Annotated in this window: 22 protein-coding genes and 1 riboswitch; of the genes, 11 read left to right on the forward strand and 11 right to left on the reverse strand. The window is 66.9% G+C overall.

The genetic code is table 11. The annotated features are described in order from the left end of the window. Positions 1–106 precede the first annotated feature (106 nt). Positions 107–976, forward strand: a complete 870-nt coding sequence (locus tag CXX84_RS07875) for a DUF4031 domain-containing protein (protein WP_102976140.1) — start codon at positions 107–109, stop codon at positions 974–976. Next, positions 973–1,782, forward strand: a complete 810-nt coding sequence (locus CXX84_RS07880; RefSeq protein WP_102976141.1) for a 2-phosphosulfolactate phosphatase — start codon at positions 973–975, stop codon at positions 1,780–1,782. Before CXX84_RS07875 ends, CXX84_RS07880 begins: the two co-directional genes overlap by 4 nt. A gap of 42 nt (positions 1,783–1,824) precedes the next feature. On the opposite strand, the gene CXX84_RS07885 is transcribed toward CXX84_RS07880, so the two are convergent. Together CXX84_RS07885 and CXX84_RS07890 are read right to left on the reverse strand one after the other, a co-directional pair. Beyond that, entirely contained in the window at positions 1,825–2,226 is a 402-nt protein-coding gene (locus CXX84_RS07885; protein ID WP_102976142.1) for a YccF domain-containing protein, read from the reverse strand. A gap of 207 nt (positions 2,227–2,433) precedes the next feature. Further along, positions 2,434–3,045, reverse strand: a complete 612-nt coding sequence (locus CXX84_RS07890) for a phosphoribosylanthranilate isomerase (protein ID WP_102976143.1) — start codon at positions 3,043–3,045, stop codon at positions 2,434–2,436. A gap of 107 nt (positions 3,046–3,152) precedes the next feature. Between CXX84_RS07890 and CXX84_RS07895 the strand changes: the two genes are divergently transcribed. After that, positions 3,153–3,728 carry a HutD family protein gene (locus tag CXX84_RS07895; RefSeq protein WP_102976144.1) on the forward strand — a complete coding sequence of 192 codons (576 nt, stop codon included), beginning with the start codon at positions 3,153–3,155 and terminating at the stop codon, positions 3,726–3,728. Here the strand turns inward: CXX84_RS07895 and CXX84_RS07900 are convergent. Genes CXX84_RS07900 through CXX84_RS07925 form a run of 6 tightly spaced genes read right to left on the reverse strand, consistent with a single transcriptional unit; the run spans position 3,718 to position 10,643 of the window. Next, entirely contained in the window at positions 3,718–5,052 is a 1,335-nt protein-coding gene (locus CXX84_RS07900) for a Gfo/Idh/MocA family protein (RefSeq protein ID WP_102976145.1), read from the reverse strand. The genes CXX84_RS07895 and CXX84_RS07900 overlap by 11 nt on opposite strands. A 3-nt stretch (positions 5,053–5,055) precedes the next feature. Then, the gene (gene ggh, locus CXX84_RS07905) at positions 5,056–6,411 is read right to left on the reverse strand and encodes a glucosylglycerate hydrolase (protein ID WP_102976146.1); all 1,356 of its coding nucleotides are present in this window, start codon (positions 6,409–6,411) and stop codon (positions 5,056–5,058) included. Continuing rightward, on the reverse strand, positions 6,408–7,496 hold the full coding sequence (locus tag CXX84_RS07910; protein ID WP_102976147.1) for an ABC transporter ATP-binding protein: 1,089 nt from the start codon (positions 7,494–7,496) through the stop codon (positions 6,408–6,410). The genes ggh and CXX84_RS07910 overlap by 4 nt, the downstream gene beginning before the upstream one ends. 23 nt (positions 7,497–7,519) lie before the next feature. Further along, positions 7,520–8,404: a carbohydrate ABC transporter permease gene (locus CXX84_RS07915; RefSeq protein WP_102976148.1), complete on the reverse strand. Its 885-nt coding sequence runs from the start codon at positions 8,402–8,404 to the stop codon at positions 7,520–7,522. Then, positions 8,401–9,315, reverse strand: coding sequence for a carbohydrate ABC transporter permease (locus CXX84_RS07920; protein ID WP_223253025.1), 915 nt, complete (start codon positions 9,313–9,315; stop codon positions 8,401–8,403). Before CXX84_RS07920 ends, CXX84_RS07915 begins: the two co-directional genes overlap by 4 nt. Next, positions 9,315–10,643 (reverse strand): ABC transporter substrate-binding protein, encoded by a 1,329-nt coding sequence (locus CXX84_RS07925; protein ID WP_102976149.1) that lies wholly within the window; start codon positions 10,641–10,643, stop codon positions 9,315–9,317. The genes CXX84_RS07920 and CXX84_RS07925 overlap by 1 nt, the downstream gene beginning before the upstream one ends. 126 nt (positions 10,644–10,769) lie before the next feature. On the opposite strand from CXX84_RS07925, the gene CXX84_RS07930 reads away from it, so the two are divergent. The 7 genes from CXX84_RS07930 to CXX84_RS07960 all read left to right on the forward strand — a co-directional run bounded on the left by CXX84_RS07930 (position 10,770) and on the right by CXX84_RS07960 (position 15,778). Then, positions 10,770–11,951 carry an ROK family transcriptional regulator gene (locus CXX84_RS07930; protein WP_102976150.1) on the forward strand — a complete coding sequence of 394 codons (1,182 nt, stop codon included), beginning with the start codon at positions 10,770–10,772 and terminating at the stop codon, positions 11,949–11,951. Positions 11,952–12,054: 103 nt separating this feature from the next. Further along, complete coding sequence (locus tag CXX84_RS07935) at positions 12,055–12,585, forward strand: ferritin (protein WP_102976151.1); 531 nt, start codon at positions 12,055–12,057, stop codon at positions 12,583–12,585. A 77-nt stretch (positions 12,586–12,662) separates the two neighbouring features. Further along, positions 12,663–12,726, forward strand: a riboswitch (guanidine-III (ykkC-III) riboswitch). A gap of 9 nt (positions 12,727–12,735) precedes the next feature. Continuing rightward, positions 12,736–13,059: a DMT family transporter gene (locus tag CXX84_RS07940; RefSeq protein ID WP_102976152.1), complete on the forward strand. Its 324-nt coding sequence runs from the start codon at positions 12,736–12,738 to the stop codon at positions 13,057–13,059. Then, positions 13,059–13,436: a DMT family transporter gene (locus tag CXX84_RS07945; protein ID WP_102976153.1), complete on the forward strand. Its 378-nt coding sequence runs from the start codon at positions 13,059–13,061 to the stop codon at positions 13,434–13,436. The genes CXX84_RS07940 and CXX84_RS07945 overlap by 1 nt, the downstream gene beginning before the upstream one ends. A 25-nt stretch (positions 13,437–13,461) precedes the next feature. Further along, positions 13,462–14,088, forward strand: coding sequence for a nucleoside/nucleotide kinase family protein (locus tag CXX84_RS07950; RefSeq protein ID WP_102976154.1), 627 nt, complete (start codon positions 13,462–13,464; stop codon positions 14,086–14,088). A gap of 36 nt (positions 14,089–14,124) precedes the next feature. Next, on the forward strand, positions 14,125–15,117 hold the full coding sequence (locus CXX84_RS07955) for an aldo/keto reductase (RefSeq protein ID WP_102976155.1): 993 nt from the start codon (positions 14,125–14,127) through the stop codon (positions 15,115–15,117). 10 nt (positions 15,118–15,127) lie between these two features. Continuing rightward, positions 15,128–15,778 (forward strand): MBL fold metallo-hydrolase, encoded by a 651-nt coding sequence (locus CXX84_RS07960; RefSeq protein WP_102976156.1) that lies wholly within the window; start codon positions 15,128–15,130, stop codon positions 15,776–15,778. Between the two features lie 75 nt (positions 15,779–15,853). Here CXX84_RS07960 and CXX84_RS07965 read toward each other — a convergent pair whose 3' ends face one another. Next, positions 15,854–17,749 (reverse strand): DEAD/DEAH box helicase, encoded by a 1,896-nt coding sequence (locus tag CXX84_RS07965; RefSeq protein ID WP_102976157.1) that lies wholly within the window; start codon positions 17,747–17,749, stop codon positions 15,854–15,856. A gap of 332 nt (positions 17,750–18,081) precedes the next feature. Between CXX84_RS07965 and CXX84_RS07970 the strand changes: the two genes are divergently transcribed. After that, complete coding sequence (locus CXX84_RS07970; RefSeq protein ID WP_102976158.1) at positions 18,082–18,849, forward strand: class I SAM-dependent methyltransferase; 768 nt, start codon at positions 18,082–18,084, stop codon at positions 18,847–18,849. Between the two features lie 78 nt (positions 18,850–18,927). Here CXX84_RS07970 and CXX84_RS07975 read toward each other — a convergent pair whose 3' ends face one another. Both CXX84_RS07975 and CXX84_RS07980 read right to left on the reverse strand, forming a co-directional pair. Beyond that, a complete protein-coding gene (locus CXX84_RS07975) occupies positions 18,928–20,313 on the reverse strand; it encodes an MFS transporter (RefSeq protein ID WP_102976159.1) in 1,386 nt (461 codons plus the stop codon). A gap of 14 nt (positions 20,314–20,327) precedes the next feature. Continuing rightward, positions 20,328–21,647, reverse strand: coding sequence for an MFS transporter (locus tag CXX84_RS07980; protein WP_189337531.1), 1,320 nt, complete (start codon positions 21,645–21,647; stop codon positions 20,328–20,330). Positions 21,648–21,727 lie beyond the last annotated feature (80 nt).

Genomic DNA, 21,727 nt, shown 5'->3' on the forward strand with positions numbered 1-21,727 from the left:
CGCAACTGCGGACGGCGGCGCGGTTTTCTTCCGCATTCACGGTCAATGAGTGAAAACAGCGGGGCAGGGCGCCTGCCTCTCAACCACGTCCAATTAGACTTCCACCATGGCCATTTTCATCGATCCGCCGCTGTGGCCTGCGCACGGGACGCACTTCTCCCACCTTGTCTCCGATGGGTCGCTGGAGGAGCTGCACGTGTTCGCGGCCGCGGCAGGCATCCCGGAGCGGGCGTTCGACGGCGACCATTACGACGTCCCGGAGCGCCGCTTCGACGACCTGGTGGCGGCGGGAGCGGTTCCCGTAGAGGCCCGGATCCTGGTCCGCAAGCTGATTGCCAGCGGCCTCCGCATCCCTGCCCGCCGGCGCAATAAATCATTGAAGGTTCCGCTGCTGAACCGCTGGAACGCCGTCATGCCCGGCCACGACGCCCTCTTCCTGGACCTCCTGGACCGCTGGAGCGAGCCGCACCGGCGGTACCACGGCTGCACCCACCTGCTGTCAGTCCTCGAATCCCTGGATTTGCTCACCGACCCCGCGGACCCGCCGCGCACGGTCCTGCTGGCCGCATGGTTCCACGACGCCGTCTACCGCGGGGTGGCGGGCCAGGATGAGGAGGAGTCCGCCCGCCTCGCCGAAGATCGCCTGCAGGCGGCCGGCCTGCCGGAGGCGGAGGCGTTTGAGGTGGGACGGCTTGTCCGTCTGACGTCGGACCACCGGCCCGAGCAAGGGGACGACGACGGCGCCCTCCTCTGCGATGCAGACCTGTCCGTTTTGGGCGGGGAGCCGGAGGAGTACGCACGGTACGTTGCCGCCGTCCGCCAGGATTATGCGCACATCGGTGACGCTGACTTCGCTGCCGGGCGGGCCGCCGTCGTCCGCCGGCTGCTGGAACTGGACCCGCTGTTCCACAGCGGACGGGCGAAGGAACTATGGCTGGAAGCCGCACACCGGAACCTGAACGGTGAACTGGCGTGAATGCATCCCCCTCGAACCCCCGCCACACGGTGACTGCGAGTGCAGCGCACAGGCAATTGCCCTCTGCCGTCCGGCTGGAGTGGGGCCTCGAAGGCGCCCGGACAGTAGCGTCCGGAGCCGACCTGGCCGTGGTGGTGGACGTCCTGTCCTTCAGCACCTGCGTCAGCGTCGCCCTGGACCGGGGCGCGCACGTCTTTCCTTTTCCGTGGAAGGACACCGGCGCTGAGGACTTTGCCGCCCGCCACGGTGCCCAGCTTGCCGGTCCCCGGGACGGAGGCGGGCTCAGCCTCTCCCCCGCCGGCATCCGGGCTGCCGAATCATTGGACCGCCTGGTCCTGCCGTCCCCGAACGGTTCCGCGCTCTGCCACGAACTGGCCCGCGACGTTCCCCTGGTGGCGGCGGTATGCCTGCGGAACGCGGCAGCCACGGCAGAATGGGCCGCAGCCACACTCCCTGGCGATGCTGTGATCGCTGTGATTGCAGCCGGTGAGCGCTGGCCTGACGGGACCCTCCGGCCCGCTGTGGAAGACCAGATTGGCGCCGGCGCATTCATCGCGGGCCTGGTGGCTGCAGGCAAGGGCGGCTACGAGCCGGAAGACGGCAGGCACGGCTACTCGCCGGAAGCGGTGGCGGCGATGGCTGTCTTTGAGGCTGCGGAGCCCCGCCTGCGTGAGATGCTCCTCGGCTGCTCGAGCGGCCGGGAGCTGGTGGGCGGGGGCTACGCGGCCGACATCGATATCGCCGCGGAACTGGACGACAGCGACGCCGTGGCCATCATGGCGGACGGGGTATTCAGGCCCCGCTGAGCACTTTGTGTCCCACCGGATCTGTGGCGTTGGAGGGTCGTGCTACCGGTACGTGGTCACGAACGGCTGGCTGGTGGGCACGATCTGCTTGCCCAGCGGCATCAGGGACACCGGAATGAGCTTCAGGTTGGCGATGGCCAGGGGGATGCCAATGATGGTCACTGCCATCGCAAAGGCGGTGACCACGTGCCCGATGGCGATCCAGATACCTGCGACCAGCAGCCAGATCACGTTGCCCAGCAGCGAAAAGACGCCGGTGCCGCCGGGCTTGTCCACCACTGTCCGGCCGAACGGCCAGAGCGTGTAGGCGGCGATCCGGAACGATGCGATGCCCCAGGGGATGGTGATGATCAGCAGGCAGCAGATGACACCGGCCGCGAAATAGCCCAGCGCGAGCCAGAACCCGCCAAATACAAGCCAGATGATGTTGAGCAGTGTCTTCATTCATCCATTGTGCCTTGGACTCTCCGGCCGGCACCTAAGGGTCTCCCCTGAGCTGCCCCTGAACCCTGGCCTTCGCAGAGCGACGCGCACATTCACTTTCGACCCGCATATACGTTGGCGCACGCGAAATACGGGCCGCGCAGGCGAACGGGTGCGTCGAAAACGAAACCGCGAGTCACAAGGGGGCGCGAGCTAGTGTAGGACCAGCTAGACGCTGGATTCAGCCTTTGCCGCCTGCACAAAGGCTCGGACCTTGGCCGGGTCCTTGACCCCGCGGCTCATCTCAACGCCCGAGGAAACATCAACCCCCCAGGCCTGGGCAGACGCCGACGCGTTCCCCACGTTCTCCGGGTCCAGCCCGCCGGCCAGCAGCCACCTTCGGCCCTGCAGGACCGGCAGCTCCGCCACCGAAGCGTAATCCCAGGACTCACCGGAGCCCGGCACGGCGGCGTCGATGAGCAGGAGGTCCTCGCCCCAGTCCTCCAGCTCCTCGGACGTGGCAGCCAAGGTGACGGCCCTGACCAGCTTCATGCCGGCGTCGTGCACTGTGGCAACGTCCTCGCGTGTGCGCGGGCCGTGCAGCTGGATCCAGGTGAGCCCGGCGGCGCGGGCGATGGCCACGGCATCGGCAACAGGCTCATCCCTGAACACGCCGATGGGCGAAACACCCGTGGGCACGTCGGACAGCAGTCCAGAAACTTGGTGCGGCGAGACCACCCGGGGGCTGGCGGTGAGGACAAATCCCACTGCGTCAGCTCCGGCGTCCACCGCTTCACGGACGGATTCAGGCGTACTGAGACCACACACTTTGACGAACATTCCCGGCTCCTTCAGGCTGTTTTCGCGTTGTCCCCCCGCAGGAGAGTAGCAGGCAGGGATGCGGGCTGCCGACACGGGGCATCAATGCGGGCAACTAGGCTTGGCAGATGGAGATCATCCGCTTTGCCGACCTGAAACCCCAGCCCTGGCGAAACGGCGGCGGGATAACACGGCAGATCGCCGGCCATACCGGCACCGCCCCTGCCCCTGATGGCGGGTGGGACTGGCAGGTCAGCATCGCCGAGGTCACCAAGGCCGGGGACTTCTCGCCGTTTCCCGGCATGGAACGGGTACTGACGGTTGTTGACGGCGAGCTCCTGCTGCTCACGGTGGACGGCGCCGAGCAGCCCCTGGAGAAGTACCGTCCCTTCAGGTTCCCGGGCGGTGCCGCCACCACCTGTTCCCTTCCCACCGGGGATGTCCGGAACCTCAACGTGATCACCCGGGCGGGGAGCTGCAAGGGCTTCACGTTCATCATCGAAATCTCGAAGAAGCGGGCGCATCCACTGTTTGCCGGCCAGTTGGGCATCCTGCTGCAGGGCCAGGCCACTGCCTCTGACGGGGCACATGAACCGGAGGTCCTGAACCGCTACGACGCCGTGGCAGGCTCGGACGAGGACTCCCCGGAAATTCTGGGCCGGGGCTTCCTGGCCGTCGTGTCCATCGATGAGGTCACTGACTGAGGCTGGCCGGCCTGACCTGGACAACGGTACTGCTCCGGCGCGCTTCCTCCGCGGCGAAGACGGCAGCGTGACTGATGAGGGACTCTTCCAGTCCTGAGACCACCCCTGACCAGTCCCCGGTGGCCAGCGCTGCCACCCATGCCTGAACGAGGCCGCGATCGCCTCCGTCGTGCTTTTCACCGCGGACCTGCTGCACCGCATCGGGAACCCGGTGGACGGTGGTTGCCCCGCTGAGGAAGTCATAGACCGACACGGCTCCGGCTGCGACGGATATCTCCCCGTGGCTGCCGAAGATCCGCGTCTGCCGCGGGCCTGCAGCAGTGAAAGCCGTGGCGGTAAAAGCGGCTGTTGTGCCGTCTTCGTATTCAATGTTCACAACCTGGTGGTCCACCACGTCGTTGTCGGAGGAATACACGCAGCGTCCGTACGGGCCCGTGGCCAGGGCGTGCAGGAGCGACTCGGGAGTCCCGCCGGGATCCACGACATCCGCGAAATAGGCCCGGGCCGCGTCAGGCTTCCCGCCGCCCGTCGGCCGGCCGGCGCCGTAGATCCGCAACGCCGAATAGGGGCACCGGGGCTCCGCGGGACAGTCGGAGCAGCGCCGGGATGCGCCCTCGGGCGCCGCCTCCGGACGGAAGTGGGCCAGGTTTCCGAAGGACGATACCCGGACGGGCGTGCTTCCAATGATGAAGGACAGCCAGTCGACGTCGTGCGTGCACTTGGCCAGCAGGAAGGGGCTTGAGTCGCCCTCCCTGCGCCAGTTGCCGCGGACATAGGAATGCGCGAAATGCCAGAATCCCACAGGTTCCAGGTGTTGGACTGAAATGATCCGGCCTACCGCTCCGCCGGCCAGGAGCTGTTTGAGCAGTGCCGTCAGCGGAGTGTAGCGCAGCACATGGCAGACAGTTGTGCTGGTGCCGCTTTCACGGCTCAGGCGTTCCAGTTCGGCACATCCCTCAGGGTCGACGGCGACGGGTTTCTCAAGGAGGACCGGGTAACCGTGGTTTGCGGCTGCCGCGAACGGACCTGCATGCTCCCGGTCAGGGGTGGCGATGATAATCCCATCGGCGGCAAGGCGGGTTGCAAGCATCGATTGCCAGTCGTCAAAAATCCCGTCGTCCGGAATTCCGAGCTCCGCCGCCAGGCGGTCACGCAGCACAGTCCGCGGCTCGGCAACGCCCACCACGATGGCCTGCCCGGTGGCGACGGCGAGACGGGCGTAGGCGGCGCCCCTTGCGCCGGCACCGGCGATGAGGAGGCGCACCGGCAGGTGGTCCGCGGAGCCCAGGCGCCGGGGGGCGCCTGGCGGCGGCCGCGCCTCCACCCGTCAGCCGTTCTCAGGATCGGCGAGCCATTCGAGCGCGACGGCCGCCGTCCATGACTGGTCCATGCTGCCCAGCGGTTCACCGGTGAAGGGTTCGTAGTACTCACCGAAGTGGCCCTCCATCAGCTGGGCGAGGGAGGCCTCGCGCAGCTGATGGTAGCGCTTCCCGTCGCCGCGCCTGCGCAGGCAGTGGGCCAGGTACCAGTTCATCACCGGCCACACCGGCCCCCGCCAATACTGGCGCGGCTTCAACCCTTCATAGGTGGTGGAGGTGGAGGCGGGCAGCGGGAAGGCCAGCCGCGGGTCGCCTGTCCACTCCGGCCCCTCGAAGACCTCTAGCTGCCGTTCCAGGAGGGCCTGGTCCGTGGTGGAAATCAGGGGTGCGAAGCCGGCCATGGTGGGTGGTCCGATCCATTCCCCGGTCAGCACATCCCGGTCCCGCGCGAGTCCGGTCCGTTCATCCACCGTAGCGTCAACACCCTCACAGAATTCCTGGGCCCACTGCCGCAGCCGGGGGGCTTCCTGTGGCCGGCCGAACTGCTCCGCCAGCACAGCAAGGTCCTCATTGGCTGTGGCAAAGATTGCAGACATGAAGACGTCCTTGACCTGGAAGTCCATCACCCCCGGCAAGCGCTCGTCGTCGAATCCCACGTCAGCCATCTGCTGCACCAGCCACAGGTAGCGGCTGTATTCCTCGTCGCTGGGCCGCTGGCTGTGGTCTGTGATTTTCAGCGTGTCCGTGCGGACGAACGGCTCCATCTCCCCTGGCTGGACCCTTGAGTACGGGCCATCGAACCGCGGGGAGTTGTCCATGCCGGACTCCCAGCCGTGGTAGATCGTGAGCAGGCCTGAACCGTCCTCGGCCCGGCTGTTCCGCAGCCACGCGTGCCAGTCGATCCAGCGCGGCAACGTCCGCCGGACGAATTCATCGGCGAGCCTGGCATCCTCGCCGCCCGCCGTCGTCGCCCGTTCCACGATGCGGCGAAGCATTGTGGTGTGCACCGGCGGCTGGCAGATGCCGCTGGACTGCACTCCCTCGGGCGAAGCGCCGCGGGTTCCCCACCGGTCCACGTCCGGGAAGTAGCCGGGGACGTCGGAGAACACGATGTGCGGGATCATTCCGCTTTTCCACTGGGCCGCCAGCAGGTAGTCCAACTCCTGGAGTGCCCGCTCAATACTTATGGTGGACAGCCCCGTGGCGACGAAGGCGGCGTCCCAGCTCCACATGTGCGGATACAGGTTCGGGGCGGCCGTCACCATGGTGCCAAGATCGTTGGCCGCTAGCACATCCCGTGCCCGGCTGCCGAGCTCCTCGAGGTCCTGGATGGGGTAGCTGTCCCCGTCCGGCGCCTGGCTCATGCCGTAAGCCCCAGCTGGGTCTCCGTATCAAAGAACCGGATGGCAGCCTGGTCGAACCGCAGGCCGACTTTTTCGGCCGGGGAAACCCGCACGGTGGAGGCAACCTGCACCTTGATGACCTGTCCGCCGAGGTCCACGGTCAGCAGTGTGGCATGGCCCAGCGGTTCCACCACGTCCACGGTGGCGTCCAGGGTCCCCGGCGCTCCGCGCTGCTCAATGTAGATGTTCTCCGCCCGGATTCCCACCATCACGGGCAGGCCGCCGGAACGTGCCGCGGAGCGGGCCAGGAATTCGGGCGCGTCCGTGCTTTGGCCGGCGACTTCCAGGGCGCCCTGCTGGGTGACGCGGCCCTCCAGGAAGTTCATGGGCGGGGAACCGATGAACCCTCCGACGAAGCGGTCCGCCGGCTCCTCATACACGGTGATGGGGTGGCCCAGCTGCGCGATCTGGCCCTTCTTCATCACGGCCACCCGGTCCGACAGGCTCATGGCCTCCACCTGGTCGTGAGTGACGTAGAGCGTGGTGGAGCCGAGCTGCTGGACGATCTTCTTCAGCTCCGCCCGGAAGTCGAGGCGCAGGAGGGCATCGAGGTTGGAGAGCGGCTCGTCCATGAGCAGCACGTCCGCGTCCATGACGATGGCCCGCGCGACGGCGACGCGCTGCCGCTGGCCGCCGGAAAGCTGGGCAGGATACCGGTCCAGGTAGGGGGTCAGCTGGAGCAGGTCGGCCGCCCAGGCGACTTTCTTCTCCAGCTCGTCCCGGGGAACCTTCTTCATCACCAGGCCGAACCCGATGTTGGTGCGGACTTTCCTATGCGGGAAGACAGCGTAGGACTGGAACACCATGGAGAGGTTCCGGTCCTGGGGAGGCAGGTATGTCACATCCCTGCCTCCGATGGAAATGCTCCCCTCATCCGGAAAATCCAGCCCGGCCACCATGCGCAGCAGGGTGGTCTTTCCGCAGCCTGAGGGCCCCAGAAGCACCATGAACTCACCCTCGGCAACCTCGAGGGAGACGTTGTTCGTGGCGAGCTCCGTGCTGCCCGGGTAGGTCTTGTGAAGGCCCTTGATCGAGATGTCAGCCATTGAACAGCCTCTCTGGAAAGCACTCAGCGGATGGTGGAGCCCCACATGTTTGTGAGGTAGCGGCGCATGAAGAAGATGAAGATCAGTGCCGGGACCACCAGCAGGAAGCCGCCCGCGAACCGGTAGGCCAGGGGTGATTCGGCGAGTGAACTGAGAACCTGGGCCGGCAGGGTCCGCTGGTTCAGGGTAAGGATGGACGCGCCCAGGACTTCGTTCCACGACATCACGAAAGTGAAAATCGACGCCGCGGCAATGCCGGGGATGGCCATGGGCATGACCACTTTGAGGAAGGCCTGCACAGGGCTGCAGCCGAAGATCCGGGCAGCCTCCTCCACATCGCGCGGCACGCCCAGGAACACTGAGGACGTGATCAGGATGGTGGTGGGCAGCGCCAGCGCTGTATGGAGCAGGACGACGGCGAGGATGCTGTCGTACAGCCCCGTCTGGAGGAAGAGCTGGGCCAGCGGAACGGACAGCACCACGATGGGGAGGGCACGGGTAAAGAGCAGGAAGAGCTGGTACGGGTCCCTGCCGGGGAAGGCAAAGCGGGCGACGGCGTACCCGGCCGGGACCCCGATGATCAGGGACAGCAGGAGGGTGAAGATGCCCACCTGGATGGAGTTGATGAGCCCGCCCAGGATGCCTGTGGACTGCAGGAACGTCTCCATGGTCTCCAGCGAGAAGTTGTTCGGGATAAAGCTCAGGGGGAACTCCTGCAGGGCCGCCCTGCTGGAAGTCGCCGAGAGGGCGATCAGGTAGATCGGAAGGGCCATGAACAGCGTGATCAGGACGCAGCCCACCTGGAGCAGAATCCTGTTGCGGCGCTGACGGGCGAGCGGCCTGCGGTCCACCTCCGGCTGTGGGCGGGATTCCGGAGACGTCGTCTTGTTGGTGGTGGCGTGGCTCATCGTGGGGCCTCCGACTGGTCTCTCAGGAGCTTGAGGTATCCGATGGCCGTGACCATGGAAACTGCCATGACCACCAGAGCCAGGGCCGAAGCGACATTGGCGTCCTGGAGGCCGGTGTACCAGCGGTACGTCTCGCCGACCACGAGCGGGAAGTTCTGGCCGGTGAGGGCCAATGCCACGGCAAAGGTCTGGAAGGCGAGGATGGTCCGCAGGATCAGCGCCGTCTGGAGGCTGGGACGCAGCAGCGGAAGGGTCACGTGGAAAAGCCGGTCCCAAAATCCAGCTCCGAAGACGCTGGCGGCTTCCTCGTAGTCCTTCGGAATGGACTGCAGCCCGGCCACGACGATCACGAACACGAGTGAGGTGGCACGCCAGACTTCCGCGATCAGCACGGCCATGAACATCGACGCGTAGTTGTCGTAGGCGAGCCAGGAGACCGGCTCCATGCCTACAGATGCCAGCACTGAGTTCAGGTACCCGCGGTCCGTGAAGACTGTCAGCCAGACCAGGCCGGCGGCAAGGTCGCTGACTGCCAGGGGTATGGCCCAGATGTAGAAGTACACCGACGATCCCCGCGGTTTCGCCCGGATCAGCAGGGCCATGGCGAGCGCCAGGACGAACTGGATGGGAATCATCACCACGATCAGCAGCAGGGTGTTGCCCACCGAGGACCAGAAGTAGGGATCCTGCGCCATCCGGCTGAAGTTCGCCGTCGTCAATCCTTCGGGGCCGCCGAACGCCTGGAGGACGCCACTCACCATTGGCCAGCCGAAGAGGAGCGTCATGAAGACAATGGACGGGGCAATCAGCAGCATTGCCGCCGAAGTGCTGCTCTTCCGCGGCGGCCGGCCCCGCGGGGCGGCGGGCCGGGGCCGGGGCCTGGCGGCCGCCGGAGCGTCGGGGGCTGCCATCACGCAACCCTGCACTGGTCGGCGTCGGGATCCGGGGCCCAGCAGGGAACGTTCAGCGTGTCCATGATGGAGGCGAGCTCTGCCCCCTGCTGGTCCAGCGTTGCCTTGATGTCAGCGTTGTTCAGGCAGATCTCCTGGAAGCAGTTCTTGAACAGCTGGGACACCTGCGGATCCTTGTCCCCCAGGCCCACCGGCGGCAGGGCCAGTACCGCGTCCGGGGCCTCCTGTTGCGCCTTGACCGCTTTGGCCTCCAGGGCGATGCCGCCCGGCAGGTCGCCACCAATCTCCGTCTCCACCACGGGAAAGAAGGCGTTGGACTTCAGCGTCTCGATCTGCGCCTCGGGCTTTGAAAGGGCCTTGATCAGCTCGAATGCCTTGTCTTTCTCCGCCGACCCCTGCGGCACGGCCATTCCACCGACGACGAGCAGGTAGCCCTTGCCCTTCGGACCCGACGGGGCCGGAACCATCAGCCAGTCATCCGGCTTGTCCTGGACGGCGTTGATGAGGCGGGCAACGTGGTCCCAGGCCACCAGGACCTCGCCGTTGCCCAGCGGTTCCTGCATGAAGTCGTAATTGGCAGAGGCCGGATTCATGTTGGCCCACAGGTCCCGCATGTACGTCCAGGCTGTGACGGCGTCCGCATTCCGGAACGTGGTGATCTGCCCGCCGGTGAAGCTGGGGAGCAGGAAGCCCTGGTAGAAGCGGTGGTGGAGGCCCTTCGGGCCGGCAGGAATACCGAAGACGGGGCGTCCGTTCGCCTCCCTCGCGGCCTGCGCCCAGGCGAGGTAGTTTTCGTAGGTGAGGTTATTGACGTCAGCCCCCGAGGGGAGCCAGTCAAGGGCCTTCTTATTCACAGCTACGACGTAGGTTGCCTGGATCCACGGAATGTACCGGGGAACATCTGTGCCAAGCTTCGCCAGCTCCAACAGGTCGTCGGAGAAGCCCGCGGACGAGAGATCCCTGGTCAGGGAACTGAGATCCTCAAGCTGGGAAGCGAAGGGGATGAGATCGCTGTGCAGGCCCCCTGCGATGCCCACTTCCACTTTTCCGGCCCCAAGCTGGGATTTCAGGGTGGTATTGAAGACGCCGGTATCCACAGGGTTGTAGGCCACCTGGATGTCTCCGGCATGCTTCTTCAGCGTCGCCTCGTATTTCTGCCGCTCCTCCACGGGCGAGAACTGGGTGGACAGGAAGTTGACGGAGCCCTCTCCCCCGCTTCCGCTGGTATTCACGCCGCAGGCTGCGAGCAGCGGGCCGGTGGCCAGCGCCATCAGGCCCCCCTTGAGCAAGGTCCGCCGGCTGAGGTCATGATGGGCAAGATCCGACATGGGAACCTCCTGCTGCAAGGGCAGATAGTATTTTTGTCTGATGGTCGATCATAATTGTGTGATACAGACCACGTCAATGATCGGGCAGCAGGGCATGCACCCGAAAAACCAGAAGGAGCCGGGCGGATGAGCCAACAAAGGACGCTCGTCGGCGGCCCGGGCCAACCTCCCGTCGGGCCTGCCACCAGCGCCGGCCACATACTCCAGCTCCTGCGCTCAAGCCCGGCGGGCTACAGCCGGGCAGACCTGCTTGACATCACCGGCATGGCGCGGTCCACCCTCTATGAGCGGCTGGATGCGCTTTTCGCCGCCGGCCTGGTTTACGAAGCCACGCCGCTGCGGTCCCAGCGCGGCCGTCCGCCCCGCGCCCTTCGCTTCGATGACCGGGACAAACTGGTCCTCGGCATCGAGATCGGGCATACCCACGCCGGCGTCCACCTTTTGTCCCTGAGCCGGGACATTGTGGCCTCACGCCGGTTGCCCATTGATATCGGCCAGCCCCAGGAGGACGTGGTCAGCAGGCTCATGGAGCAGTCCCGCCAGCTGCTGGACGGGCGCCGGCCGGTAGGAGCAGGAGTGGGGCTGCCGGCCCCGGTGGACCCCCTCCACCGGCTGGGGCTGGAGCGCACCGTCCTGGCCCACTGGGACCTGCAGCGCCTGCAGGACGTTATGGAGGCAAGCCTCGACTGCCCGGTCCTGCTCGAAAACGACGCCCGTTCGATGGCAGTCGGGGAGGTACGTCATCCCTTTGAGTCCCTTGTGGCGGTGAAGGTCAGTACCGGCGTCGGCTCAGGCATCATCGTCCGGGGAGCCCTGGTCCGTGGAGCGCACGGTGCTGCCGGTGACATCGGCCATGTGCGGGTTCCGGAAGCCGCAGGCCGGCTGTGCCGCTGTGGGAGGGATGGGTGCCTGGCGGCAATGGCGTCAGGCCGTGCCCTGCTTGCGGCTCCGCAGTTTGCCGCCTACCGGACTCTTCGGCAGCTCGTTGACGCGTATGACAGCGATCCTGACGTGCGCCCTGCCGTTGCGGAAGCGGGACGAGTGCTTGGACGCGCGCTCGCAGCGATCATCGGGACGCTCAACCCCGGCCGGGTCGCAGTGGGCGGCCTGGTGGGCGTGCTCCCGGATTTCCTCCAGGCATGCCGCCGGCAGATCCTTGATGACGCCTTCGAACCCTCTTTGGTGGACCTTGAGGTTGTACCGGCGGACAGCCGCGCTGCCACCGCTGTTGGGCTGTGCAGGCTGGTGGAGGAGAGCCTCTACGCGCCGGAGCGGGTTGAGCAAATGCTGGTGCAGCAGGCCGGCTGACCGGACTGACGTGCACAAAGAGCTCCTGGCAGGAAAGGCTCGCCTTGGGAAGCACAGCCTTCCCACACTGGTGGGCCGACTGCACCGTCCATAAACTCGGGCTATGACCACTTCAACGTTCAATGCCCTCCTGTCCACCCAGATCGGCAACGAGTTTGCCGCCTCGCAGCAGTACATTGCCGTGGCCACCTGGTTCGCCAACCAGGACCTCCCGCAGCTGGCGCGCTACTTCTACCGCCAGTCGGTGGAGGAGCGGAACCACGCGATGATGATGGTGCAGTACATGCTGGACCGGGATATCCCGTTCATCATTCCCGGCGTTCCGGCTGTCCGTAACGACTTCACCTCCGTCACAGAGCCGCTGGCCCTGGCCCTGCAGCAGGAAAAGGAAGTGACCCGCAACATCGAGGACCTGTTCCGGGCGGCCCGCGGCGAAAACGACGCCCTGGGTGAGCAGTTCATGCTGTGGTTCCTCAAGGAGCAGGTGGAGGAAGTGGCGTCCATGACCACGCTGCTGAACATCGCCGAGCGCGCGGACAACCTGTTCGACATCGAGAACTTTATCGCCCGGGAGACCATCGGCGACGGCGGCCGCGATTCGTCCGCGCCCGAGGCGGCCGGCGGCGTCCTGTAGCCTGCCCGGGGCTGGCGGTGGTGAGGTTCGGCACCATTGCTGGCCCGCCGTCGTCGTGCGTTGTTACGCTGGAAGTCAAGGTTCCGCAAACGGGCCTCCGGACGACGGTTCAGTACCCGGCACGCGACAAGACTGGCCAAAGGATCTGTCATGCCGTGGTTAATCCTCATTCTTTCCGGCGCCCTTGAAGCCGTCTGGGCCGCAGCCCTGCACCGTGCCTTTCAGGCTTCCGGCCGGCGGCGCATCGCCCCCGCCGCCCTCTTCCTGGTCTCCGTGGCCGCCAGCACGGGCGGCCTCGCCATCGCCATGCAGTCCATTCCCACCGGCACCGCCTACGCGGTGTGGGTGGGCGTGGGCGTGGTGCTGACCTCCGCCTACGCCATCGTCACCAAGGTGGAACGCCCGACGGCGGCACGCCTCCTGCTGTTGTCCGGCATTGCCGTGTGCGTGGTTGGCCTGAAGGTGGTGGCGTAATGCTGCAGCGTTCACTCCCCTGGCTGGTGCTCCTGGTTTCAGCAGTCCTCGAAGCCGTGTGGGCCACCGCGCTGGGAATGTCCGACGGGTTCAGCAGGCCCGGCCCCACCGTCGTGTTCGCGGTCACGGCAACCCTCAGCATGCTGGGCCTCGGCTGGGCCATCCGCACCATACCGCTGGGCACTGCTTACGCCGTATGGGTGGGCATCGGCGCTGCCCTGACAGTCGCCTGGGCAATGGCCACCGGCGTCGAGACGTTCAGTGTGCTGAAGGTGCTGTTCATCGCCGGGATTGTTGGTTGCGCCGCGGGCCTGAAGGCACTGCCCAACGGGGCAGACGTCCACGAGCCGGAAACTGCCCGCTCAACCCGCCGCTGAGCTGCGGGCAGTCTAGGCTTTTGCCATGGACTCCCCCGAGATCGATGAGGCGATGGCCGCCCTCCGGGCAATGCTCGTTCCGGGAACACGGACCGTGCTGGGCATCGCAGGGGCGCCCGGCTCCGGCAAATCCACTTTCGCCGAGTGGATCCGGCAGCAGTTCGAACCCGGACAAGCTGTGGTGGTACCCATGGACGGCTTCCACCTCGGCAACACCATCATCGACGGCACTCCGCTGCGGCAGCGGAAGGGAGCCATCGACACGTTCGACGCCGGCGGTTACCTTTCGCTGCTGCGGCGCCTGGTGCGCCGGGACGAGCCAGTGGTGTATGCGCCGGAGTTCCGGCGGACCCTGGATGAACCGGTGGCTGCCTCCATCGCTGTCCCGGCCGACGTGCCGCTGGTCATCACCGAGGGCAACTACCTGCTGGCCGAACAGGAACCCTGGAAAGACATTCGGGCCCAGCTGGACGAGGTCTGGTTTGTCGACACGCCCCCGGAGCTGCGGCTGAACCGGCTGGTGGCGAGGCATGTGTCGTTCGGGATGGACCAGGCGGCGGCAAAAGCGTGGGCCCTTGGTCCGGACGAGGCCAACGCGGTGTTCATCGAGGCGACCCGGCCGGCCGCGGACCGCATCATCCCCTGGGACTGAACACCGGCACAGAAACCTCAACGAACAGGAGAACCCATGGCACCACTGGTCCAGCTTGGTGACGGCTTCAACGTCAGCCCCCTCGGCTTCGGCGGAATGGCCCTGACACCCGTGTACGGAGAGGTGGACCCGTCGGACGCACTCCGGACGCTGCATCACGCGGTCGATTCCGGCGTCAGCTTCATCGACACGGCGGACATCTACGGCGGGGGCAGCAACGAGGAACTGATCGCGCAACTGTTGAAGGAGCGGCGGGATGAAATCCAATTGGCCACCAAGTTTGGGCTGGTGGGCACTCCGGCGGACGGCTATACGGACATCCGCGGTGACGCCGCGTACATCCGGCAGGCCGTGGACCGCAGCCTGCGACGGCTGGGAACCGACCACATTGACCTGTACTACATGCACCGCCGCGACCTCCGCGTTCCCATTGCGGAAACCGTGGAGGCCATGGCGGAACTTGTGCAGCAGGGCAAGGTCAGGCATCTGGGGCTGTCCGAGGTGACGGCCCAGGAACTGGAGGAAGCTTCCGCTGTCCACCCCATTGCGGCAGTCCAAAGTGAGTGGTCCATCTGGAGCCGCGACGTGGAGCGTAACGTGGTTCCGGCCGCGGCCGCCCTGGGAGTGGGTTTTGTGCCGTACTCGCCGCTGGGCCGGGGTTTCCTCACCGGCACCGTTGACGCGTCCAGCCTGGGTGAGAAGGATTTCCGACGCCGGATCCCCCGGTTTGCCCCCGATGCGGCGAGTGCCAACCAGGTTGTAGTGGACACGGTGAAGTCCGTCGCGGACGAGCTGAATGCCACGCCCGCGCAGGTCGCCCTGGCCTGGCTTCTTGCCCAGGGCACCCGGCTGGGCATGCCTGTCGTGCCCATTCCGGGGACGCGCAGGACGCACCGCATCGACGAAAACCTGGGTGCGCTTGCCCTCCACCTGACCGCGGCGCAACTGGACGCCCTGGGCGAAGCCTCGGACGCCGTCGTCGGCTCCCGCTCAGCGGATCCCAACTGGGTGTCCGAGGGGCGTGAATAGACTCAGTCGCATGGAATCACTCATTCACGACCTTCCAGCCCTGACCATCCGCCGGATTTCCGTCAGCGAAATGGACAACAACGTCTACCTGCTGACCGCCAAGGCCAGCGGGCAGCAGGTGCTGATCGACGCTGCAGACGACCTTCAGGCCATTCATGGGCTGCTTGCCGATGCCGCCGGGGACACCGCCGCGGCGCCGAAGCTGGCCCTCGTTGCCACCACTCACCAGCACTGGGACCATGTCCGGGCGCTGAAGGAGCTGGTGGCCGCCACAGGTGCGCCTGCCGCCGCAGGAACGGACGACGCCGACGCCTTGCCTGTTGCCGTGGACCGGCGGCTTGGGCACGGGGACACCGTAGCGGTGGATGGCTTCGAGCTGACGGCAGTCCACCTGCGCGGACATACACCTGGTTCTGTCGCCTTCGTTTATGAGGACCCGGAAGGCCCGGCGCACATCTTCTCCGGCGATTCACTGTTCCCCGGCGGTGTAGGCAACACCCAGAACGATCCGCAGCGGTTCAGCCAGCTGATGGACGACGTCACGGAACGGTTGTTTGGGGGCTATCCGGACTCCGCGGTCGTCCACCCGGGCCACGGCAAGCCAACCACCCTGGGTGTCGAGCGGCCGCATCTTGAGGAATGGCGCGCCCGCGGCTGGTGACCGCGAGCGGATATTCCGATTAAAAAGCGAAGGGCCCAACCGTTCCTGGTTGGGCCCTTCGGACTTTGCTGGCGCTTAGCGGCTGCGGCGTTCGTTGGACGCCGGCGCCGAAGCACGGCGGGGCCCGCTGCGGGCGGGACGGCCGGAGCCGCCGCCGTTGCCTGCACCGTAGGAGCCACCGGAGGTACCACCGGTGTTGGAGGACCAGACTGCCTTGTTGCCGCCGCCGGCCGCAGCTGCACCTGCGGAGCGGCTGCCACCGGTCCGAGCACCTGCACCTGCTGCTGCGCGCTGGCCTGTTGCCGGGCGTCCGCTGCGCTGGCCGCCCGAAGCCGGACGGCCTGACGAAGCCGGACGGCCGGTGCCGCCACGCGGAGCGTCACTGCGGGTTACGCGTGACTCTGCACGGCCGTCCGAACCGCGGCCAGCCGATGCACGGCCACCTGCCGCGGGGACGTCGTTGCGGTGCGTGGAAGCGGTGCCGCGGCCACGGTTGTTACGCCGCGCAGCCGCTGCGGCAACAGCGCGGTCCTCGTTCTGCTCAGCCACGCGGTCGAAGGCTGCGCGGGCTTCGGTCCGGCCCTCGAAAGCAACGGCACGGCGCTCAGCGCGGGGAATGTCGGTACGGGTGGGCTCGGCCGAAACCTTGCCGCGACCGCCACGGCCGCCGCGGCCACCGGTAGTGGGTGCAGCCTGGCGGCGTGCCCGCTTGCGCTCGGCGTTGGCGCCCGTGGAGGTGCCGCCGCCCTGCTGTGCTGCCTTCTTGGCCAGCAGCGCAGCGCGGGTGCGGGGATCAATTTTCTCAGCCATGTCGCCCACGAGCTCGGCAACCAGCGGGGAGTTGGCGGTGACGCGCTCGAAGTTCACTTCCACGCCGGCAGCCTTCATCAGCTTCTTCACGTCGCTCTGCTGCTCCGGGAGGGTCAGCGTCACCACGGTGCCGTCGGAACCGGCACGTGCTGTACGGCCCGAACGGTGCAGGTATGCCTTGTGCTCGGTGGGCGGGTCCACGTGGATAACCAGCTCGACGTCGTCCACATGGACGCCGCGGGCTGCGACGTCGGTGGCCACCAGGACGCGGACGTCGCCGGAGGAGAACTCGGCGAGGTTGCGGTCACGGGCGTTCTGCGAGAGGTTGCCGTGGAGATCGACGGCGGGGATGCCGGCGTCGGTCAGGGTCTTGGCGAGCTTGCGGGCGTGGTGCTTGGTCCGCATGAACAGGACGCGGCGGCCGGCGCCGGAGGCGAGCTCAACAATCAGCTGCTTCTTGACCGTCTGGTCATTGACCACCAGGACGTGGTGCTCCATGGTGGTTACCGCTGCCTGCGGGTCGTCCACGGAGTGGGTCAGCGGGTTGGACAGGTAGCGCTGGACGATCTTGTCCACGCCGTTGTCCAGGGTTGCCGAGAAGAGCAGCCGCTGGCCCTGGCTGGGCGTCATGTCCATGAGCTTCTTGACCACGGGGAGGAACCCGAGGTCAGCCATGTGGTCCGCCTCGTCCAGGACAGTGATTTCCACTGCCTCGAGGGTGAGGATGCGCTGGCGGATCAGGTCTTCCAGGCGGCCGGGGCAGGCGATGACAATGTCGACGCCGGCACGCAGCGCCTTTTCCTGGCGCGCCTGGGAGATGCCGCCGTAGATCACCGTGGTGTTCAGGCCGGCGGCCTTGGCCAGCGGCTCGATGGTGGCATTGATCTGGGTGGCCAGTTCACGGGTGGGTGCAAGGACCAGGCCCATGGGGCGTCCTGGCTTGCGGAAGTGCTTGGCTTCCCGCTCAGCGAGTCTTGCTACAAGCGGGATAGCGAAAGCGATGGTCTTACCGGAGCCGGTCCGGCCGCGGCCCAGGACGTCACGCCCGGACAGCGTGTCCGGGAGGGTCTTGACCTGGATGGGGAACGGCTCAACAATTCCCTGTGCGGTAAGGGTGTCTGCAAGGGCCTTGGGAGTACCGAGGGCAGCAAAAGTAGTCATGTATGTATACGGTCTTTCAGGCGGTATCCAGGCGGATATCGGCCCCCGATGCCGGTTGGACCAGGGGTTCGCCGAAGAAAAGTCAGGTGATCAACCGGGCCGCTGCAAATAAGGGGCAGCCGGCCGGGACCAAATGGAACGCGTTCATCGACGCAGGATGTGCCTCTCACATGAAAATACCCACTTCCCGGTTCCGGGACTCCAGAAAACTCAGGAGAAAAGTGGGCATCACTGCACATCAAGTTCCCCCAGTCTAGCATCCCCCGCAGTTTCCCTTCTCCACCCCGTGCCCTGCCATTGCCCTGGCTGCCCGGGCGGGGCAGGCTTGAGGCATGAATGAACACGCGGCCCACCAGCATGAAGCGCAGGACAGACAGCACGACGGCGGTCCGGGCCTTCCGGGCGGTACGCTCGCCGAAGGTGTGGCAATTCACGCCGGCGGGGCCGATGCCGCTGCCACTTGGGACGAGCGCTACCGGAGCAAACCGCAGCTGTGGAGCGGCAAACCTAACCCGCAACTGGTCCGGGAGGCCGGCGGCCTCCGCGCCGGGAAGGCACTGGACCTGGGTTGCGGTGAAGGAGCGGATGCCATCTGGCTTGCCCAACAGGGCTGGACGGTGACCGCCGTCGACGTCTCAGAGGTGGCCCTGGACCGGGCCCGCTCCCATGAAAAGGCGGCACTGGCCCGGGAAAGCGTCCATGCGGCGGAAGGTGCCATCGGGAGCCGTATTACCTGGCAGCAGGCGGACCTTGGGCAGTGGGAGCCCGGAGACACCTTCGACCTGGTGACAGCACAGTTCCTGCATTCGCAGGAGCTCGCCTGGCAGAAGCCGCTGCGCACGGCTGCAGGTGCGGTCAATCCCGGCGGCACGTTGCTGGTGGTGGGCCACCATCCGGACCGGCTGCCGCCGTGGGGCAGCGAGCACCATCACCACAGGGAGATGTTCTACACCGGCGCGGAGCTGGTCCGGGAGCTGGGACTGGACGGGCCCGATTGGCAGCTGGAGGTCCAGACCAGCCGGGAGCGGCCGGTCACCGGCCCGGACGGCCGGCATGCAACGATCGCCGACGTCGTGCTGCGGGCCACCCGGCTGGCCTGAGCCCCGGCCGCGCCAGGCAGTTTTTGTTCCGCTAAGCAGACTTCGGAGGGCTTCAACCCTACTTATCCGGGCGAAAACTCAGGGAGTTTTCACGGTGACCCGAGGTGCCACGATGGCCGCCGCAACGGCTACCACGGCGGCAAGGGCGAAGACCCCGGCGAAGGAGCCCGCCGTCGTCGTAAAGGCCGTGAACACAATGCCCGTGGTGGCGAGCGCAAGCGCCCCGCCCAGGGAATCCGCAATGGACATGGCGGAGCTGTTGAAGCCCTCGCTCTCCTTGGAGGACAACGCCAACGTCATGACGCTGAGCCGCGGGTACAGCAGCCCCATGCCGCCACCGGCGGAGATCCACCCCGCGATGGCCACTGCGGCAGGCCACCCGAGCGCCGTGGTGGCCAGGGCGAGGACCACCGCTGCGAAGACCATCACCGCCCCGATACTCACTGCGCCGCGGTGGGACAGCCTGGTACCGAGCCGTCCCTGAACCGCTGACCCGGCCGCCCATGCCAGCGCACCGCCAGTCAGCGTAAGGCCCGCAAAGGTGGGTGAAAAGGCGTACTGCTCAATCAGCAGGTACGGCAGGTAAACCTCGGCACCAAAGAACGCAGCCGACGCGAGCCCGCGCGTCAGGATCACGCTGGGCAGCCCGCGCCGGGCGGTGAGGGTGCCGCGCGGAACCAGTGGCCGGACGGCCAACAGCGCCACGGCGACTGCGGCGACGGCAAGGGCACCGGACGCGGCCGGAACGCCGGGAAGACGCACCCCGGACGACAGGTTGAGCCCGAGCACCGCGGCAGCCGCCAGCCCCGCCCACCCCAGCCGGCCGACTGCCCACGGTGGCGAGGACTGGCTGGAGGGTTCACTGTCCAGCCCCCGCAGCACGGGGGCGATCATCAGCAGCGCCGGGACGACCAGGCCCACCACGCCCAGGAAAACCCAGTGCCAGCTGAAGACCTGGGCCACGATTCCGGCTGCGAACGGTCCCACCAGCGACGGAATAACCCACGCCGCGGAGAAGGCCGCGAAAATCTTCGGGTGCAGCGCGCCGGGATAGATGCGGGCCACCAGCACATACAGCGAAACGGTCAACGCTCCCCCGCCCAGGCCCTGCACCAGGCGGCCTGCCACCAGCACCGACATGGACACGGCGGTTCCGGCGATCAGCAGGCCCAGCACAAACAGCGCCACCGAGGCATAGAGCGGGACGGCGGGGCCGCGCCGGTCGGACCAGTTTCCGGCAGCAACCATGCCGATCACACCGGTTGCAAGGGGCCCGGCGAAGGCGAGCGCGTAGAGGTTGGCGCCGTCCAGTTCGCGGCTGACGAGGGGCATGATGGTGGTGACAGCAAGGGATTCGAAGGCGGCCAGGAACACCAGCGCGCACGTCCCCACCGTTACCCAGAGGTACGGGCCGCGGAGGATGCCGGCCGCCGGACGGGTGGCTGGGACAACAGAGTCCTGCACGTTACGCGGGCCCTTCAGCTGACGTACCGGTCGCGGCCGGCACGGTATCCAAAGATGCCCGCCAGCAGCCCGACGGCAAGGAACAGGACACCTGCGGCAGTGAATGACCCGGTGGCCTGGTGCAGCTGGCCCACCATCAGCGTCCCGGTGGACCCCAGCCCGTACCCCACGCCCTGCATCATGCCGGAGAGGTGCGCCGCGGTATGGCCGTCGCGGGTCCGGAGCATGATCATGGTGAGGGCCACGGCGGTCAGGCTTCCCTGGCCAAGCCCAAGGAGGCCCGCCCACACCCACACGAGCTCCAGGGGACCGAAGATACTGAGGGCGAAGCCGGCTCCGGTCATCAGGGCAACCACAGTGTTGATGGCGCGCTGGTCGCGGAACCTGGCTGCGAGTGCCGGCGCGAACAGCGAGCCGAGCATCTGCAGCACGATGCACATCGAGACGATGAGCCCGGCTGTTGCCCCGTCCACGCCCCTTTCCCGCAGGATAGGAGCCAGCCACGCGAAGACGCTGAAGGACATCATGGCCTGCAGCACCATGAAAATGGTCACCTGCCAGGCAACCGGGGAGCGCCAGACGTTGACGCCGTCCTTGACCGGGTGATGCTGGATGCGGGGCTGGCGGACGGCCACCGGGAGGAAGAGCAGAAGGACGACGGCGGCAGGCACCACCCAGAACCACAGCGCCTGGGTCCATTCACCCGTCGCCTTGTAGACCGGGTATGTGAAGCCCGCCCCGAGCGCCGCCGAGGCGCAGATGGCGGTGGTGTAGAGCCCGCCCATCAGGCCCAGCCGGTGCGGGAAATCCCGTTTCACCAGTCCGGGGAGCAGCACGTTGCAGAGGGCGATCGCGGCGCCGCAGGCCGCAGTCCCGGCCAGGAGCGCCGGCAGGTGGCCGGCCCCTTGCCCGGTTCCCGGCAGCCCCACCGCAGCGGGGCGGAGCAGAAGCCCCGCGGTGAGCACTGCCATGGCAGCCAGGAGTACGCGTTCGGCGCCGAACCGCCGGGCCAGTACAGGAGCGAGCGGGGCGAACACACCCAGCAGGGTAACGGGCACGGTGGTCAGTACCACCACCGCCCAGCCGGGCAGGGCGGCCTGTGAGGTCACCTCGGGAAGGACGGCGGAGAAGCTGGAGAAGACTGTGCGCAGGTTCAGCCCGATCAGGACCAGGCACAGTCCCAGGTACACGAGCTGCCGGCGGCTCCCAACGACGGTTGGCCCGGGTGCGGGCGCCTCATCGACCTCGGCGTCCACCAGGGTGCCTTGGTTGTCCTTCGCCGCGGGTCCGCCGCCCCGCTGCTTCCTTGCCTCGGCGTTCGTCGCTTCCATCACCCGCCCATTCTTGCAGGACTTGTTTCTCCGGTTATCCACATAGAAGCAAGCGCCCTCCCGCTACCGCAGGTCCGGACCTA

It is taken from the genome of Arthrobacter sp. AFG7.2 (assembly GCF_002892835.1).
Lineage (GTDB): Bacteria > Actinomycetota > Actinomycetes > Actinomycetales > Micrococcaceae > Arthrobacter.